The sequence below is a fragment of the Rothia gullae genome, assembly GCF_024294905.1.
Lineage (GTDB): Bacteria > Actinomycetota > Actinomycetes > Actinomycetales > Micrococcaceae > Rothia.
In genome coordinates, this window is record NZ_JANCOC010000007.1 from 67,849 (window position 1) to 82,668 (window position 14,820).

At 60.2% G+C, this 14,820-nt stretch carries 10 protein-coding genes; 5 read left to right on the forward strand and 5 right to left on the reverse strand.

Features of this window, described 5'->3' with window-relative positions; translation table 11 throughout:
* The first annotated feature begins 3 nt into the window (after positions 1-3).
* Together NML54_RS05680 and NML54_RS05685 are read left to right on the forward strand one after the other, a co-directional pair.
* Entirely contained in the window at positions 4-1,770 is a 1,767-nt protein-coding gene (locus NML54_RS05680; protein ID WP_254756517.1) for a polysaccharide pyruvyl transferase family protein, read from the forward strand.
* Positions 1,771-1,913: 143 nt separating this feature from the next.
* On the forward strand, positions 1,914-3,239 hold the full coding sequence (locus NML54_RS05685; RefSeq protein WP_348539263.1) for an FUSC family protein: 1,326 nt from the start codon (positions 1,914-1,916) through the stop codon (positions 3,237-3,239).
* 76 nt (positions 3,240-3,315) lie between these two features.
* Here the strand turns inward: NML54_RS05685 and radA are convergent, their stop codons facing one another.
* Complete coding sequence (gene radA, locus NML54_RS05690; RefSeq protein WP_254756521.1) at positions 3,316-4,746, reverse strand: DNA repair protein RadA; 1,431 nt, start codon at positions 4,744-4,746, stop codon at positions 3,316-3,318.
* 208 nt (positions 4,747-4,954) lie between these two features.
* On the opposite strand from radA, the gene disA reads away from it, so the two are divergent.
* Together disA and NML54_RS05700 are read left to right on the forward strand one after the other, a co-directional pair.
* On the forward strand, positions 4,955-6,031 hold the full coding sequence (gene disA, locus NML54_RS05695; protein WP_254756523.1) for a DNA integrity scanning diadenylate cyclase DisA: 1,077 nt from the start codon (positions 4,955-4,957) through the stop codon (positions 6,029-6,031).
* 148 nt (positions 6,032-6,179) lie between these two features.
* On the forward strand, positions 6,180-6,404 hold the full coding sequence (locus NML54_RS05700) for a phosphoglycerol transferase (protein ID WP_254756525.1): 225 nt from the start codon (positions 6,180-6,182) through the stop codon (positions 6,402-6,404).
* Positions 6,405-6,500: 96 nt separating this feature from the next.
* On the opposite strand, the gene NML54_RS05705 is transcribed toward NML54_RS05700, so the two are convergent.
* On the reverse strand, positions 6,501-7,283 hold the full coding sequence (locus NML54_RS05705; protein ID WP_254756526.1) for a hypothetical protein: 783 nt from the start codon (positions 7,281-7,283) through the stop codon (positions 6,501-6,503).
* A 93-nt stretch (positions 7,284-7,376) separates the two neighbouring features.
* Here NML54_RS05705 and NML54_RS05710 point away from each other — a divergent pair, with 93 nt between their 5' ends.
* Positions 7,377-8,414 carry an HhH-GPD family protein gene (locus tag NML54_RS05710; RefSeq protein ID WP_254756528.1) on the forward strand — a complete coding sequence of 346 codons (1,038 nt, stop codon included), beginning with the start codon at positions 7,377-7,379 and terminating at the stop codon, positions 8,412-8,414.
* A gap of 130 nt (positions 8,415-8,544) precedes the next feature.
* Here the strand turns inward: NML54_RS05710 and NML54_RS05715 are convergent, their stop codons facing one another.
* The 3 genes from NML54_RS05715 to lysS form a co-directional block, all read right to left on the reverse strand.
* Positions 8,545-11,124, reverse strand: coding sequence for an ATP-dependent Clp protease ATP-binding subunit (locus NML54_RS05715; protein WP_254756530.1), 2,580 nt, complete (start codon positions 11,122-11,124; stop codon positions 8,545-8,547).
* A gap of 1,041 nt (positions 11,125-12,165) precedes the next feature.
* Entirely contained in the window at positions 12,166-12,519 is a 354-nt protein-coding gene (locus NML54_RS05720; RefSeq protein WP_254756532.1) for a histone-like nucleoid-structuring protein Lsr2, read from the reverse strand.
* 692 nt (positions 12,520-13,211) lie between these two features.
* A complete protein-coding gene (lysS, locus tag NML54_RS05725; protein WP_254756534.1) occupies positions 13,212-14,795 on the reverse strand; it encodes a lysine--tRNA ligase in 1,584 nt (527 codons plus the stop codon).
* Positions 14,796-14,820 lie beyond the last annotated feature (25 nt).

Consider the following 14,820-nt stretch of genomic DNA (forward strand, 5'->3'; position numbering starts at 1 on the left):
GCCGTGACAGAGAACAATCATTCTTCTACAGCACTGCCCGTTACTGAAGCACCGCACTTTGCTGAAGCACCGCGCGTGCTCGTCATTGGCGATATTGGCCAGCACACCTACCACGTGGGCGACGAAGCCATGACCATCGCGAGCGCGGCGGCGCTTTCCGAAGGCGGCGCGGCGGTCACCCTCATGACCCGCGACGTGGGCCATTCGGCGCGCTATATTGGCGCGGCGGCAAATCATGAAGCAGTGAATCATGAAGCGGCACAGCATGAGGCGGGCGCACCCTACGAGTACCTGCCGTTTTTCCTCTTCCCCTGGGCGCCGGCTGAACGCGAGCTGACCCTCGCGGCGCTCGAGTGCATCCTGGCGCAGCTGCACGCCGACGGGGAGCGCCCCTCCGTTACCGAGCTGGTGGCGTTGCCGCAGGTGCAGGCTCTGCCGGAGGTGCTGCATCCGCTGGCGCAGACCGTTGAGCGCATGGTGGAATTCGCGAACGCTATCGCCGCCATGGACGCGGTCGTGGTCTCCGGCGGCGGCAACCTGAATTCCCGCTACGGCTGGCTGCTCTACGAACGCGCCGCCGCGGTGCGTGCCGCCGAGCATGCGGGCGTGCCCGTGTACGTGACCGGCCAGTCCCTGGGCCCGGTGCTCAACCCCGAGGACGCGCAGGTTCTGGAGTGTATGCTGCGCACTGCCCGTTCGGTGACGGTGCGCGAACATTCTTCCCTCGCCTGGTGCCGTGAGCGGGATATTGACGCGCGCCTGAGCGTGGACGATGCCACCGACTACCTGGCGTCTTCCCCGGCGCATACCCTGCACCATGCGGAAGGCATTTTCACAGGTCAGGCGCTGGATGAGCTACCGGAGCGCTACGTGTGCGTGACCGTCAATGAGTGTACCGAACAGCAGGCGCAGCAGATTGCGTACCTGCTCGATAGCATGTGGCGCGAGCACGGCTACGCCCCTGTGTTCCTGAGCCATTTTGGCGACCCGCAGAACCCCGCAAGCGGCGATATTCAGACACACCAGCGCATCGCTGAGCGGCTCAGCCCCTCCACCCCGGCGACCCTGCTGCCGATTCTGCACGCCGACCAGAGCGTCACCGTGCACCGTGGCGCGGCGTTCACGCTGACCAGCCGCTACCACCCGGCGGTGTTCTCTGCCGCGGCGGGTATTCCCGTGCTCGCCCTCGTGCCGGATGCCTTCACGCAGATGCGCGTGGGCGGTGCCCTGAACCTGTACGGGCTGGGCGAGTTCACCCTGCCGCTGGGTATGCTCGCCGGTGGTGTTCCCGAGCTGATGGTTGCCGCCGCCCTGGGGCACGCGGCGGTGGCATCGGATGCACGCCGCACCGAACTGCTGGAGGTGCTGCGCACCGAGCGTACCTACCTGCTCGCGCAGATTCTTGGCTCTGGGAAATGTGCGGCCCCCGCGCCTTTCCCAGCCGCAGAGCAAACCCCGGCGCTCCCTGAGCCGCTGGGTGCAACCGTCCGCGCCGCACGCGATCTCTTCACCGAAACCTCCCTCACCGCGGGGTTTGAGTGGGCGATGTCTGACCGAGCGCACTCCTGGGACGCTGAGCACCGCCGACAGCTCGAACATGCCTGCGCAATCGGTGGCGGGCACAGCACGCAGGGTATTCACGGCGCACACGGCGCCGAAGAAACACACCCCGTCACCGTTGAGCCTGAGTCATCTTCCGAAGCACCCGCACAGCCACACCCTGCCCAGCCGGGCCTGCTAGCGAGGGTGGCTCGCCGCCTCCGCAGCTAGGTTGTGTAACGGGAGGCTCAAGTAGCGGTTCGGGGCTAAGTTTCCTCGAAAAAATACGGCTCCAGAGCGGGTACAGTGCGCGGACTCTCTCACAGTTGAGCCCGACACTGTCCTAGCCCCTTGTGCACCGCACACACGCCGGTATGATGGTGCTCATGGCACGCTTCGCAGAGATTCTACGCACTACTGAACAGAATACCCGTCAGTTCATTCGTGAGGGTATTCATCGAGTCCAAGCAGACTTCTTTCAGTCTGTGCAGATTGTTGCGGCGTCTATGGGTGCTTGGCTTTTCTCTGAACGCGTCCTGGGCCATCAAGAGCCTATTTTCGCGGCGGTTTCTGCCCTCGTGTCCCTAGGCTATGTGAGCGGCGCTAAGCATTCCCGCCGAATCCTTGAGGTTTCCTTCGGCGTAACCCTCGGTATTCTTATCGGTGACCTTCTGCTGATTCTGCTTGGTCACGGCACCTGGCAGGCGGCGGTCGTGCTGTTCTTATCCGTGATTATTGCCCGATTTATTGATAAGGGCATTATTTTTACGATTCAGCTCAGCTTCCAGGCGTGTTTTGTATTACTGCTACCGGTGCCTGATGACGCGTTCACCCGCAGTTTTGACGGCATTGTCGGTGGTGCCTTCGCGTTCCTTGCCATGTATCTGATGCCGCGTGATCCGCGTAAGAACCCGCGTGCCCGCGCTATGACTCTGATGGATGCTTTCGCAAAGGTTTTCGCTCTTTCCTCTGAGGCAATCCGCTACTACAACTACGACAAGGCGTACCAGAGCCTACTCGACGCGCGCGCTCTGCAGCCGCTCTACGATAGCTGCCGTGGCGATCTAATTACTGCGCAGGGTATGAGCGAGCTGTCCTGGAATAGCCGTAAAAGCAAAGGCGAGCTGGCGCGCTTGTCGAAGACCCTAGCCGCGGTGGATTTGGCAATTCGTAACGATCGCGTCCTCAACCGCCGTATGGCGTCCACGATTCGCCACGTGCAACTGCGCACCGCCGCGCAGATTTCGCTCAGTGACGCACTGGCTGAGCTATCGCTCGCGGCGCAGAGTCTCGGCTTGGGCATGTCTGCCCCGACCGAAGGCGAACGCGAACACTACATGATGGAAGCCCGCAAACGCATGGTGAAGCTCGCAGGCACCCTTGAGCCGCGTGCGATGGGTGTAGAAACCTTTGAGGGTGAGTCGCTAGTGCTGATGCTTCGTCTGATTGTGGTCGACTTTATGGAGGCCACTGGCATGTCACACAAGGACGCTGTCGATGTTCTGGTACCCCTGGGCGAGGCGGTCACACAGCATGCGCCGCGCACCTCGGCCATCCCAATTGTTGATACTGACGTGGACGACCTGATGGTGGTTAACGACACAGCCGATAGCGCGGTCAACGCCCACCACACGAATAATCTGAATACCCGTTCGATCAACATTATGCTGCATGAGAACGAGGAGGAGAGCCGCTCTTAGCGGTATTTCCCACAGAGGGGCTCCCGAGGGCATGACGCCAGCCGGGAGCCCCCTTTCTTGCTATTTTTAGAGTGTTTTATTTCTGCGGGAAGAGCAGAGCCAACGCCTCACCCAGGGTGGTTACCTCACGTACGGTGACACCTTCGGGTACATCCCCTACGCCTGCCGGGGAGGCTGGCACCAGCACGTGCGTGAAGCCCAGTCGGCCCACTTCCGCAATACGCTGGCGGATGCCCGGCACGGCGCGCACCTCACCGGCCAGACCGACTTCGCCAAAGACCGCGAGCTTACGCGGGAGCGGCTTATTCTGCGCCGCTGAAGCCAACGCCATCACGCAGGCCAGGTCAGCGGCGGGTTCGGTAATCTTTGCGCCACCCACGGTAGAAACGTAGCAGTCGAGCTTGCCCACATTCAGCCCGGCGCGGCGCTGTAGCACCGCCAATAGCATTTGAATACGCGCCGAATCCAGACCCGAAACGGTACGGCGAGGGGCGGGTGCCACCGCCTGATCCAGCAGGGCCTGCACCTCCGCGAGCAGGGGTCGGCGGCCCTCCATTGTGACGGTCACGCAGGTACCGGGTACGGGGTGCGGAGTGCTGGAGACGAACATGCCGGAGGGGTCCAGCACCGGCGCGATACCGTCTTCGTCCATATCGAAGCAACCGACCTCGTCGGTGGGTCCGAAGCGGTTCTTGATAGCGCGTAGCATACGGATATTCGAGTGCTTATCGCCCTCGAACTGGCAGACCACGTCCACCAGGTGTTCGAGTAGGCGCGGACCCGCAATGGTACCTTCCTTGGTCACGTGACCCACGAGCAGAGTGCACATATTGCGTTCCTTCGCGGCAGCAATGATGGAGGCGGCAACCTCACGCACCTGGGTCACGCCACCGGCGCTACCCTCAACTTCAGCGGAGGCGAGGGTCTGCACGGAGTCGATGACCAGTAGGGAGGGGGTGACCTGCTCAATATGCGCCAGGGCGGTGCCGAGGTCGGTTTCGCTGGTCAGGTAGAGGGTGTCCGCGATGGCGCGGATGCGGTCGGCGCGGAGCTTGACCTGCGCGGCGGATTCCTCGCCGGTAATGTACAGGACTGGGCGCGGAGGCTGGGTGTTGTGTGCCGGGTTATTCTGCCCCGCATTCCGGGTGGTGCCGCGCGCGAAGGTGGCGGCGACGTCCAGCAGCAGGGTGGATTTGCCCACGCCGGGTTCGCCCGCCATGAGGATGACCGCGCCGGGTACAAGTCCGCCGCCAAGCACGCGATCAAATTCGGGGTTTCCGATGCTCATGTAGGCGGCTACGCGCGAGTCGACTTCTGCGATGGGCTGGGCGGGGTTCTGCACGCTGGATGCGGCGCGAGTGCGCGCGCGGGTGCCCCCGGCGGCCTCTTCGACGGTGCCCCAGGTTTGGCATTCGCCGCAGCGGCCTACCCATTTGGCGGTGGTCCAGCCGCATTCGGTGCAGCGGTAGGCGGGTGCGTTTTTGGTGTTTTTCGTGCGCGCGGTCATGGGTCTATTTTAGGGTCTGGGACGATATGGTGCGCAGTATTTGGTCAGGGCGAAATAGGGCACCACAGAACACATTTTTACTCTTAAATGCAGACAGTTTAGCCTCATGCACTCCCGTATAAATATCGAGAATATCCATTCGTTTTTAAGGCACTTTAGCCCGCCGTTCCGCCGCTGACCTGGCTCAATAACCACCCTTACGGGTACAATGTTTTTTGTGCAGATGAATTATAGTGACCTATTGATTAAAACTATCGCCCGAATCGCCCCCGGCACCGAGCTCCGCGAGGGCCTGGAACGCATCATGCGTGGCCGTACGGGCGCACTCATCGTCCTCGGATCCGACCGCACCGTATCCTCCCTGTCTTCGGGCGGTTTCAACATCGACACCGAGTTCTCGGCAACCCGCCTACGCGAGCTGGCGAAGATGGATGGCGCTATCATCTGCGACCGCGACGCCACCCGCCTGTTGCACGCCGGCGTGCAGCTCATGCCGGACGCCTCCATTGACACGAACGAGTCCGGCACCCGCCACCGCACCGCCGAACGCACCGCGATTCAGACCGGTTTCCCGGTGATTTCGGTGAGCGCGTCAATGTCCGTAATTTCGGTGTACGTTGACGGCACCCGCTACACGGTCGAGGACAGCCAGTACCTCATGGCTCGCGCAAACCAGGCGATTCAGACCCTTGAAAGCTATAAGAAGCGCCTGCGCTCTGTGCTTTCCTCGCTCTCGGCCCTGGAGATTGAGTCCAACGTGTCCCTGGCGGATGTGGCGATGACCCTGCAGCGCATGGAGATGGTGAACCGCATTATCCGCGAGGTCAGCCACTACGTGCTGGAGCTCGGCGTGCACGGCCGCCTGATCGCCCTGCAGCTGGAGGAGCTACGCGCCCCCGAGATGACCGCTAGCGACCTGATTCTGCGCGACTACCTGCCCGAGGTGAACGACGAGCTGATTACCGCTGGTGTTGAGGCACTTCAGAACCTGGACGATATGGCTATCGTGGATCTGCGCACGATTTCCCGCACTGTCGGCTTTGGCGAGAACCCCGACCTGGAGTTCCCCCTGCAGCCTCGCGGTTTCCGTCTGCTCGCCGGTATTCCGAGCATCCCGAACGCTATTTCTGAGCGTCTGGTAGAGCGCTTCGGCAGCCTGCAGGCTCTGATGGCGGCGTCTCTTGAGGATCTGCGCGCCGTGGACGGTGTGGGTGAGGCTCGTGCCCGCACGGTGCGTGAGCAGCTGTCCCGCATGGCGGAGAGCAGCCTGGAGAAGTACCTCTAACAAAAGCTCATATGCCCCCGTGCCGGAGACCATCTGACACGGGGGCTTTTTCTGACCTCACGAGAACCTTTTGCATTATGATGTAGTGACAGCGGAGTTCCCCCGCACCCTGATGCCTCAAGCATCATGACACCCCCTGGAGGTCACAATGTCGTACTCACGCACCAAGCGCTCCGCCCCGTTCTTTGTGTGGGCATCCCCCATCCTGTTCCTGATTTACCTGCCGCTGCTGTGGTTCAAGGTCATCCCCAATTCTTTTGAGGTGACCGACCTGTCCACCCTACTATTGGCGGCACTGCAGTGGACCGCTTTCGGTAGTCTGCTCGGGTACCTGGGCGAGCGCCGCTTCGCTAAACCCCGCGCCTCCAAGTAATAGCCAGATAAAAGCTCATACGAGAAGCCCCCGTGCCGGAGACCATCTGGCACGGGGGCTTCTCACGCCTACTCATGGGCGAAAACTATGGGTGAACTACTGAATCACGAAGTTCACCCTAGCCGAGGTCACGCCATTGACGGTAGCCGAAGCCCAGTAGGAACCCTTCTGAGCGACCGAAGCGGAGGAGCAACCCAGCACGTTGATCTTACGGTCCCACGCCAGGTCGGTTGTACCCTCGGCACCTGCGGCCACCTCAGACTTCTGAACAGCGGTCGCCGCGCACAGGCTGCCGGTGTACACCTGAGCCGCACCGGAGGTGATGTTCAGGTCCACGCCGGTGTTCGCGCCCTCGCCACCCACGGCACAGGGGGTCTTCGAGGAGTTCGTGTAGGTCACGTGGAAGGACACCTGCTCACCGGCTGCGAAGGTACGCTTTGCGGGGGTGAGGGTCACCTTCAGGTCGTTCGCGGTGCACGCCGCAACAACACCCGCAGTGGTCACCGAGGGTGCGGGGGTAGTCGGGGTTGCCGCAGGGGTTGCTGCGGCGGTGGTCACGCTTGCAGTGGGTGCAGCAGAAGCGGCCACCGAGGGGGTTGCCGAAGCAGTAGCCGACGCAGACGCGGTTGCAGAAGCATTTGCGCTAGCGGACGGGGTAGCCGAAGTAGTTTCGGAGGGGCGAGCACTGAAGCTCTGGAAGGGCGCACCGGAAGGCGTCGCGGTGGAGGCTACAGTAGCGTCCCTCTTGCCGATAATCGTGCCGACCATGGAGGTCACGCCGGCAACCAGCAGCAGAATAATAGCGAGCAGAGCAATAACCGCCACGATGCGACGGCGGCGGTAGACTTCGGGAGGGAGAACGGGACCATTTTCAGACATATCCTTAAGGATACCGGGTTTAACCCTGAGATTCACAGTGAACTCTGTTCATGCAGTTTTGGGAATATATACCCTGTGGCGTAGGCTTTTCGGATGACCTCAGAGCCCAAACGCACCGCACGCACACGCCCAGACCCTACCCTGCCTGAAGGCACGAATACCGAGGCGCTCCACCACCGAATCAACCGGTGGTTCCTCGACCAGGCACGCGATTTGCCGTGGCGTCGGGACGAGTGCACCCCCTGGGGCGTGATGGTCAGCGAGTTCATGCTGCAGCAGACCCCCGTCAAGCGCGTTCTACCCGTGTGGGAGGAGTGGATGCGCCGCTGGCCCACTCCCGCCGACCTTGCCGCCGAGCCCACCTCGGAGGCGGTGCGCGCCTGGGGCCGCCTGGGTTACCCGCGCCGCGCACAGCGTCTGCACGGTGCCGCTGTGGCGATTGTGGAGCAGCACGGCGGTAAGGTTCCCGCCGACTACGAGGCGCTACTGGCTCTGCCGGGCGTGGGCTCCTACACGGCGGCGGCGATTAGCGTGTTCGCATTCGGTCTGCGCGCCACGGTGATTGATACAAATATCCGCCGCGTGCATGCGCGCGCCGTGTCTGGCAAGGCGTTGCCCTCGCGTTCGTTGACGGCGGCTGAGACTCGCCTGGCGGAGGCGCTCATGCCCTCCGATACCCCCACCTCCTGCCTGTGGAATGCGGCGACCATGGAGCTCGGTGCGCTGGTCTGTACAGCAAAGTCCCCGAGCTGTAAGCTGTGCCCGGTGGAGGATCTGTGTGCCTGGGTTGCTGCGGGCAAGCCGGAAGCGGACTACACCCCCAAGGGTCAGAGTTGGCACGGCACGGACCGTCAGGTGCGCGGGGCAGTCATGGCGGTGCTGCGTGCGGCTCATGAGCCGGTGAATCGCGAGCTGATTTTGAGCGCGGGTGTAGCTGCGGCTGGCGATACGACTTCTTCACCCGATATAGCGTTCCGCGCGGATGCACCCGCCGCGGTGCATCGCCCGCTCAAGGCGCTGTATGCGCTCTCCCCCGCCGCCGAGCAGTTGCAGCGCTGCTACGCGGGGCTGCTGGCGGACTCTCTGGCACGAGAAGTCGCGCAGGGCGATGCAGTGCTCGTCTCGCTCTAGTACCTGCCGTAGACAGGCTCCTGGCGGCTCTAGAGCCTTTAGAAGACAGAAAACGCCTGTGGGGCGGTACCGGATAATTCCGATACCGCCCCACAGGCGTTTAGTGCGCTAAAACCTAGCTACCTAGGGTTTAGTCTCCTCCCTGACCCTCTCGAGCCTCAGAAGCAGGTGCCTCAGCTGCGAGAGCCTCGGAAGACTCGCCCTCGTTCAGCTCCTGCACCGAGTCCAGAGCCAGCTCCTTCATCGGCTGAGAAGAGAAAACGAACTTCGCGGAGTCGCCCTCACCCTCAACGTCCACGGTGATCTTCTCACCGGGCTTGATCTCGCCGAAGAGGATCTTCTCAGACAGGGCGTCCTCAATGTTGCGCTGCATCTCGCGGCGCAGCGGACGAGCACCCATGGACGGGTCGTAACCCTTAGCCGCCATGAGAACCTTCGCAGCGTTGGTCAGCTCAATGGACATATCCTGCTCCGCCAGGCGCTTAGCCAGGCGACCCACGAACAGGTCCACAATCTGCAGAATCTCAGACTCGGACAGCTGCGGGAAGACGATAATGTCGTCCACACGGTTCAGGAACTCGGGGCGGAAGTGCTCCTTGAGGTTCTCCATCACGCGTGCCTGCATACGCTCGTAATCGGCTGCGGTGTCATCCATCGCCTGGAAACCGACCGGGATGCGACGGTTCACGTCACGCGAGCCCAGGTTGGTGGTCATGATGATGACGGTGTTCTTGAAGTCCACCACGCGACCCTGCGAGTCGGTCAGGCGACCGTCTTCCAGGATCTGCAGCAGCGAGTTGAACAGGTCAGCGTGAGCCTTCTCAACCTCGTCGAACAGGACCACGGAGAAGGGCTTGCGGCGGACCTTCTCGGTCAGCTGGCCGCCCTCATCGTAGCCAACGTAGCCGGGAGGCGCACCGAACAGACGGGAGACGGTGTGCTTCTCCTGGTACTCGGACATATCCAGGGTAATAAGCGAATCCTCATCGCCGAACAGGAACTCAGCAAGAGCCTTGGCAAGCTCGGTCTTACCCACACCGGTCGGGCCGGCGAAGATGAACGAACCACCGGGGCGGCGCGGATCCTTCAGACCTGCGCGGGTACGGCGGATAGCGCGGGACAGCGCCGCAATAGCGTGCTCCTGACCGATGACGCGCTTGTGAAGCTCCTGCTCCATGGTCAGCAGGCGGCTGGACTCTTCCTCGGTGATCTTGTAGACGGGAACACCGGTGGAAGCGGCCAGAACCTCAGAAATAACTTCGGGGGTCACGATGCCGAATGCGTCGCCGCCTTCGCGCCATGCCTTCTCAGCTTCTTCCTTCTCAGCCAGGACCTTCTGCTCCTGATCACGCAGGCCTGCGGCCTTCTCGTAATCCTGAGAGTTGATGGCGTCTTCCTTCTGCTGGCGCAGCTTAGCAGCCTTCTCGTCGAGCAGCTTGATTTCCGGGGGCGCGGTCATGCGCTTGATGCGCAGGCGTGCGCCCGCCTCGTCAATCAGGTCGACAGCCTTATCCGGCAAGAAGCGGTCAGAGATGTAGCGTGCCGCAAGGTTCACGGCGGTCTCGATAGCCTCGTCGGTAATGGTGACGCGGTGGTGCGCCTCGTACTTATCGCGCACGCCCTTGAGGATCTGCACGGCGAGCTCCTGAGAGGGCTCATCAACCTGAATCGGCTGGAAGCGGCGCTCCAGGGCGGCGTCCTTCTCAATGTGCTTGCGGTACTCGTCCAGGGTGGTTGCACCGATGGTCTGCAGTTCGCCTCGAGCCAGCATGGGCTTGAGGATGGAGGCAGCGTCAATCGCGCCCTCTGCGGCACCTGCACCAACGAGGGTGTGAATCTCGTCAATGAACAGGATGATGTCGCCGCGGGAGCGGATTTCCTTCAGAACCTTCTTCAGGCGCTCTTCGAAGTCACCGCGGTAGCGTGAACCTGCGACCAGGGAGCCCAGGTCCAGGGTGTACAGGTGCTTGTCCTTGAGGGTTTCGGGGACGTCACCGTGCACGATAGCCTGTGCCAGGCCCTCCACGACGGCGGTCTTACCGACCCCGGGCTCACCAATCAGCACGGGGTTATTCTTGGTACGGCGGGAGAGGACCTGCATGACGCGTTCCATCTCCTTGTGGCGGCCGATGACCGGGTCCAGCTCGCCCTCACGTGCTGCTGCGGTGAGGTTGCGGCCGAACTGATCCAGGATGGTCGAACCCGCGGGAGTGCCTTCGCGAGAGTTACCCGCACCCACGCCGGCGGTTTCCTTATCGCCGGAGTTGTTGCCGGGGTAACCAGAAATTAGGTCCATAACGGCCTGGCGCACGGCAGCGGACTCAGCGCCCAGCTTGACCAGCACCTGGTTTGCCACGCCCTCGTTTGCGCGAACCATGCCCAGCAGGATGTGTTCGGTGCCGATGTAGCCGTGGTTCAGCTGAATAGCCTCACGCATGGACAGTTCGAGAACCTTCTTCGCGCGCGGGGTGAAGGGGATGTGGCCGTTAGGCGCCTGGGGGCCGGGGCCGACGATGTCCTGAACCTGTTCACGTACTGCGTTCAGGGTAACGCCCAATGATTCCAGGGCGCGGGCACCGATGCCTTCGCCCTCGTGAATCAGACCGAGCAGAAGGTGTTCGGTACCGATGTAGTTGTGGTTGAGCATGCGTGCCTCTTCCTGGGCAAGCACCACAACGCGCCGAGCTCGATCGGTAAAGCGTTCAAACATTTACGCACTCCTTGCATTTTCCTATTGATACAAGAGTACGTTGAGCGCGGCTGAAAGGGCGGGCTGATGGGCGTCTGTTCGCCATCAAGAGAACAGATGAGCTGTTCGGGGTGTTTTAGGCGCGGTTTCGGGGCTTCTGCCAAGGTTCTGGGGCGGTTTTGAGGGGTCTAGCTCACGCAGGTGAGCCTACCCCCGAAAGCGGATGGGTGCCGCCCGGTCGGTGCTGACTGCTTTTGCCGGGGCTGGCTACTTTTCCCGGGGTTGCCTGTGCAGAGTGTGCGCATATTACCGTCTGATGTACCGCGGGCAGATGCTACAGGTGGGTTCCGAGGGTCTACAGTGCCGATACGCGGGTTTACGGAAGAGAAGAACCCAAAAGAACCCACATAGACCAACACCTAAATCCCTTATTTCCTGCACGTGCATGAACATATTGCAGAAATTTTTAAAAATTTATATGTTTAAGTGAGAAATTTCAATAATTCGCAAAAAAATATTTGCCGGATAACACGGCGCTTATTTTCCGGATAATTCCCGCATCATTTCGGCACCCCATCAAGAGATAATCCGTAAGTTCCGAAAGCCCCACCGAAGGTGCAGGGCCCCTAATTATTCGAAAATTCCAGTCAGTACATTCCACCCCCTTCGATGGAATACTCGACTCAACGACCGCATGAATATCACAGCGCATATCCCCCACTTTGAAGAGATTAATGCACCATTACCTTTAGTATTCCTGCCAATGCATGAAACCTAAATGTGGAACCCGACATCAATACCAGATTGTGCATCCGATTCCCCACTCCTCCTCTTAATAATTCAGAAGTGGGCATCAGCAAAGGATTAATATATTTTACATGTAAATAGTTAGTTGGGGTGGGTGATATAAAAACACCCCACCCCCAGCAGATATGTAGCGCATATCAAGAAATACCGGGGCAAAACTAAAGGCGGACAGTGAGAACACCATCCGCCTTTAGCGCCCGGAGGATTAGAACCCTAAAGCACTAAAACCTCCGACAACGTGAATACTGAGAGCCTTTAGCCCTGAGCCTTCATTTCTTCGTAGTATGCGTCCTGAACATCCTGGTGGATGCGGCCACGGTCAGAAACCTTGTGGCCGTTAGCCTTAGCCCACTCGCGAATTGCTGCGGTCTCGGGGTTGCGCTTAACCGGAGCAGTGGTACCACGGGGGGCACGGGTGCGGTGGGTAGCGGTACCCTGCACGCGGCGGGACTTCGCTACGAAGGGGCGGATAGCGTCACGCAGGCGAGCTGCGTTTGCGGAGGACAAATCAATTTCGTAGTGAGCGCCGTCCAGGCCAAAACGGATAGTTTCGTCTGCGGGGCCGCCATCGAGATCGTCTTCAAGGATGATGCGAACCTTCTGTGCCATTGAGGCACCTCCTCATCTGTTGCATATATCCTGTGGAGTAAACCCAAACACCTCTATCGGGATTGAGAAAATAATGTGCCGGATATATTTATGTACTAATTTTCTTTCATATAGTAACAGAAATATATTAAAGATTCCGAAAATATTCTGAGCATTGAAACAATGCACCAATCCCCCCCCCCCAGCAATACATCGCTTCTGTTCCTCCCCGTTAAATCTGCACTCACTACAAGAACATTAAAGTGAAGTTCAGAGTGCAAATACTTTGGATTCTTCCAGACAGCAGACACAGCCCCCAGAGACAAAGACACCTATAATGCGCCCCGGAGTCCCCGACAATCTGAGTGAAATATAGCACCCGTATGAGCCTGCACAATAGACCATTCGCACCATACATTTCAGCTGTATTCAAAAGCGAAATTCTGCCATCTCCCAACCCCTCATTATTTTCTATGTAACGCGTTCATGCATAAGAGCAGAAAAACCCGCCAGAGTGAATAGAGCAGCATAATTCAGCACCAGGATAGAGCAAAAAGCACCTTAAAACGTCCCTGACCTGTGCAAACAAACAGAAAAATCCACCCCAGAAGCTATACACCGCGCAAAAGAATGCACAGAAAACGGCGGGGGCCGCAGATACAACCGTATCCGCGGCACCCGCCGCATTATCACCTCATGCAGAAGTCAGAAGCTTAGGCTTCCGGCTTCATCAAGGGGAAGAGAATAGTCTCACGAATACCGGGCTGACGCACCACAGTACCCGGGCGTTCCGGATCCTGATCGCCCGCAAGCAGCATAATCAGACGGTCAATACCCAGACCCAAGCCACCCATCGGGGGTGCACCGTGCTCCAGGGCGCGCAGGAAGTCCTCATCCAGCTCCATCGCCTCATCGTCACCGGCTGCAGCCAGCAGCGACTGAGCGGTCAGACGCTCACGCTGAATGACCGGGTCAATCAGCTCGGAGAACGCGGTACCGCGCTCCATACCGCCAATAATCAGGTCCCACGCCTCAATCAGAGGCTCACCGGAACGGTGCGGACGCGCCAGCGGCTGAGCGCTCGGCGGGTAATCGTACACGAAAGTCGGGTTCACCAGGGTCGGCTCAACAATCTCACCGAAGAGCTCGGTCACCAGCTTCTCAGCGTCCCACTTCGGGTCGATGTCAACCTCATGCTTCTCAGCAATCTCACGCAGAACCGAAGCGTCAGTCTCAGGGGTGATCTCAACGCCCACAACCTCAGACAGGCCCGGGTACACGCCAACCCACTTCCACTCACCGAACAGGTCAATGGTGCCGTTCTCAGTCTCAATACGCTCGGTACCAACAGCCTTCGCACAGCTCTGGATAATCTCCTTCATGCGCTCAGCCATCACAAACTGGTCAGCGTACGTCTCGTAGCACTCCAGGGTGGTGAACTCGGGGCTGTGGGTCGAGTCCACGCCCTCGTTACGGAACACGCGGCCAATCTCGTATACGCGGTCAATGCCACCAACCACTGCACGCTTGAGCGGTAGCTCGGTCGCAATACGCATGGTCATCGGCTGATCAAAAGCGTTCAGGTGGGTGCGGAACGGGCGAGCCGTCGCACCACCGTGCACCAGCTGCAGAACGGGGGTCTCAACCTCAATGTAGCCGTGATCCTCCAGCACGCGGCGAACGGTGCGAGTAATCAGGGCGCGCTTCTTCACCAGCTCGCGAGCTTCCTCCCGAACCATCAGATCCAGGTAACGCTGGCGAACGCGGGTTTCCTCGTTCAGGTCCTTGTGCAGAACCGGCATGGGGCGCACCGCCTTCGACGCCATCTTCCAATCGGTCACCATAATGGACAGCTCACCGCGGCGAGAAACAATCACGCGGCCGGTCACGAACACGTGGTCACCCAGGTCAACCAGGGACTTCCACTCAGACAGGGACTCCTCGCCCACCTCAGCCAGCGACAGCATCGCCTGGATGCGCTTACCCTCGGTACCACCCTGCAAGGTCACAAAGCACAGCTTACCGGTGTTACGGACGAACACCACGCGGCCACCAACATGTACCACACGGTCAGTCTCGTCGCCAGCCTTCAGCTCCTCAGCAGCCAGCTTCGGATCGTACTCGGCGCGCAGATCCTCAATGTGGTTGGGCTCCACGCGGTTACCCTCAGAATCCAGCAGACCCACCGGGTATGCCTCGCGACCCGACTCAATCAGCTTCGCACGCTTTTCCAGGCGAATCTGCATCTGCTCGGACATATCAGCAATCGCCGGTGCGGCAGTGTGCTCAGTGCTCACAGTGATACCTATCTGTGTAGTGTGT

Bases quoted from the DNA above. Each gene is read 5' to 3' on its own strand.
- NML54_RS05685 (WP_348539263.1), top strand. From the start codon at position 1,914: ATGATGGTGCTCATGGCACGCTTCGCAGAGATTCTACGCACTACTGAA.
- radA (WP_254756521.1), bottom strand. From the start codon at position 4,746: ATGACCGCGCGCACGAAAAACACCAAAAACGCACCCGCCTACCGCTGC.
- disA (WP_254756523.1), top strand. From the start codon at position 4,955: ATGTTTTTTGTGCAGATGAATTATAGTGACCTATTGATTAAAACTATC.
- NML54_RS05700 (WP_254756525.1), top strand. From the start codon at position 6,180: ATGTCGTACTCACGCACCAAGCGCTCCGCCCCGTTCTTTGTGTGGGCA.
- NML54_RS05705 (WP_254756526.1), bottom strand. From the start codon at position 7,283: ATGTCTGAAAATGGTCCCGTTCTCCCTCCCGAAGTCTACCGCCGCCGT.
- NML54_RS05710 (WP_254756528.1), top strand. From the start codon at position 7,377: ATGACCTCAGAGCCCAAACGCACCGCACGCACACGCCCAGACCCTACC.
- NML54_RS05715 (WP_254756530.1), bottom strand. From the start codon at position 11,124: ATGTTTGAACGCTTTACCGATCGAGCTCGGCGCGTTGTGGTGCTTGCC.
- NML54_RS05720 (WP_254756532.1), bottom strand. From the start codon at position 12,519: ATGGCACAGAAGGTTCGCATCATCCTTGAAGACGATCTCGATGGCGGC.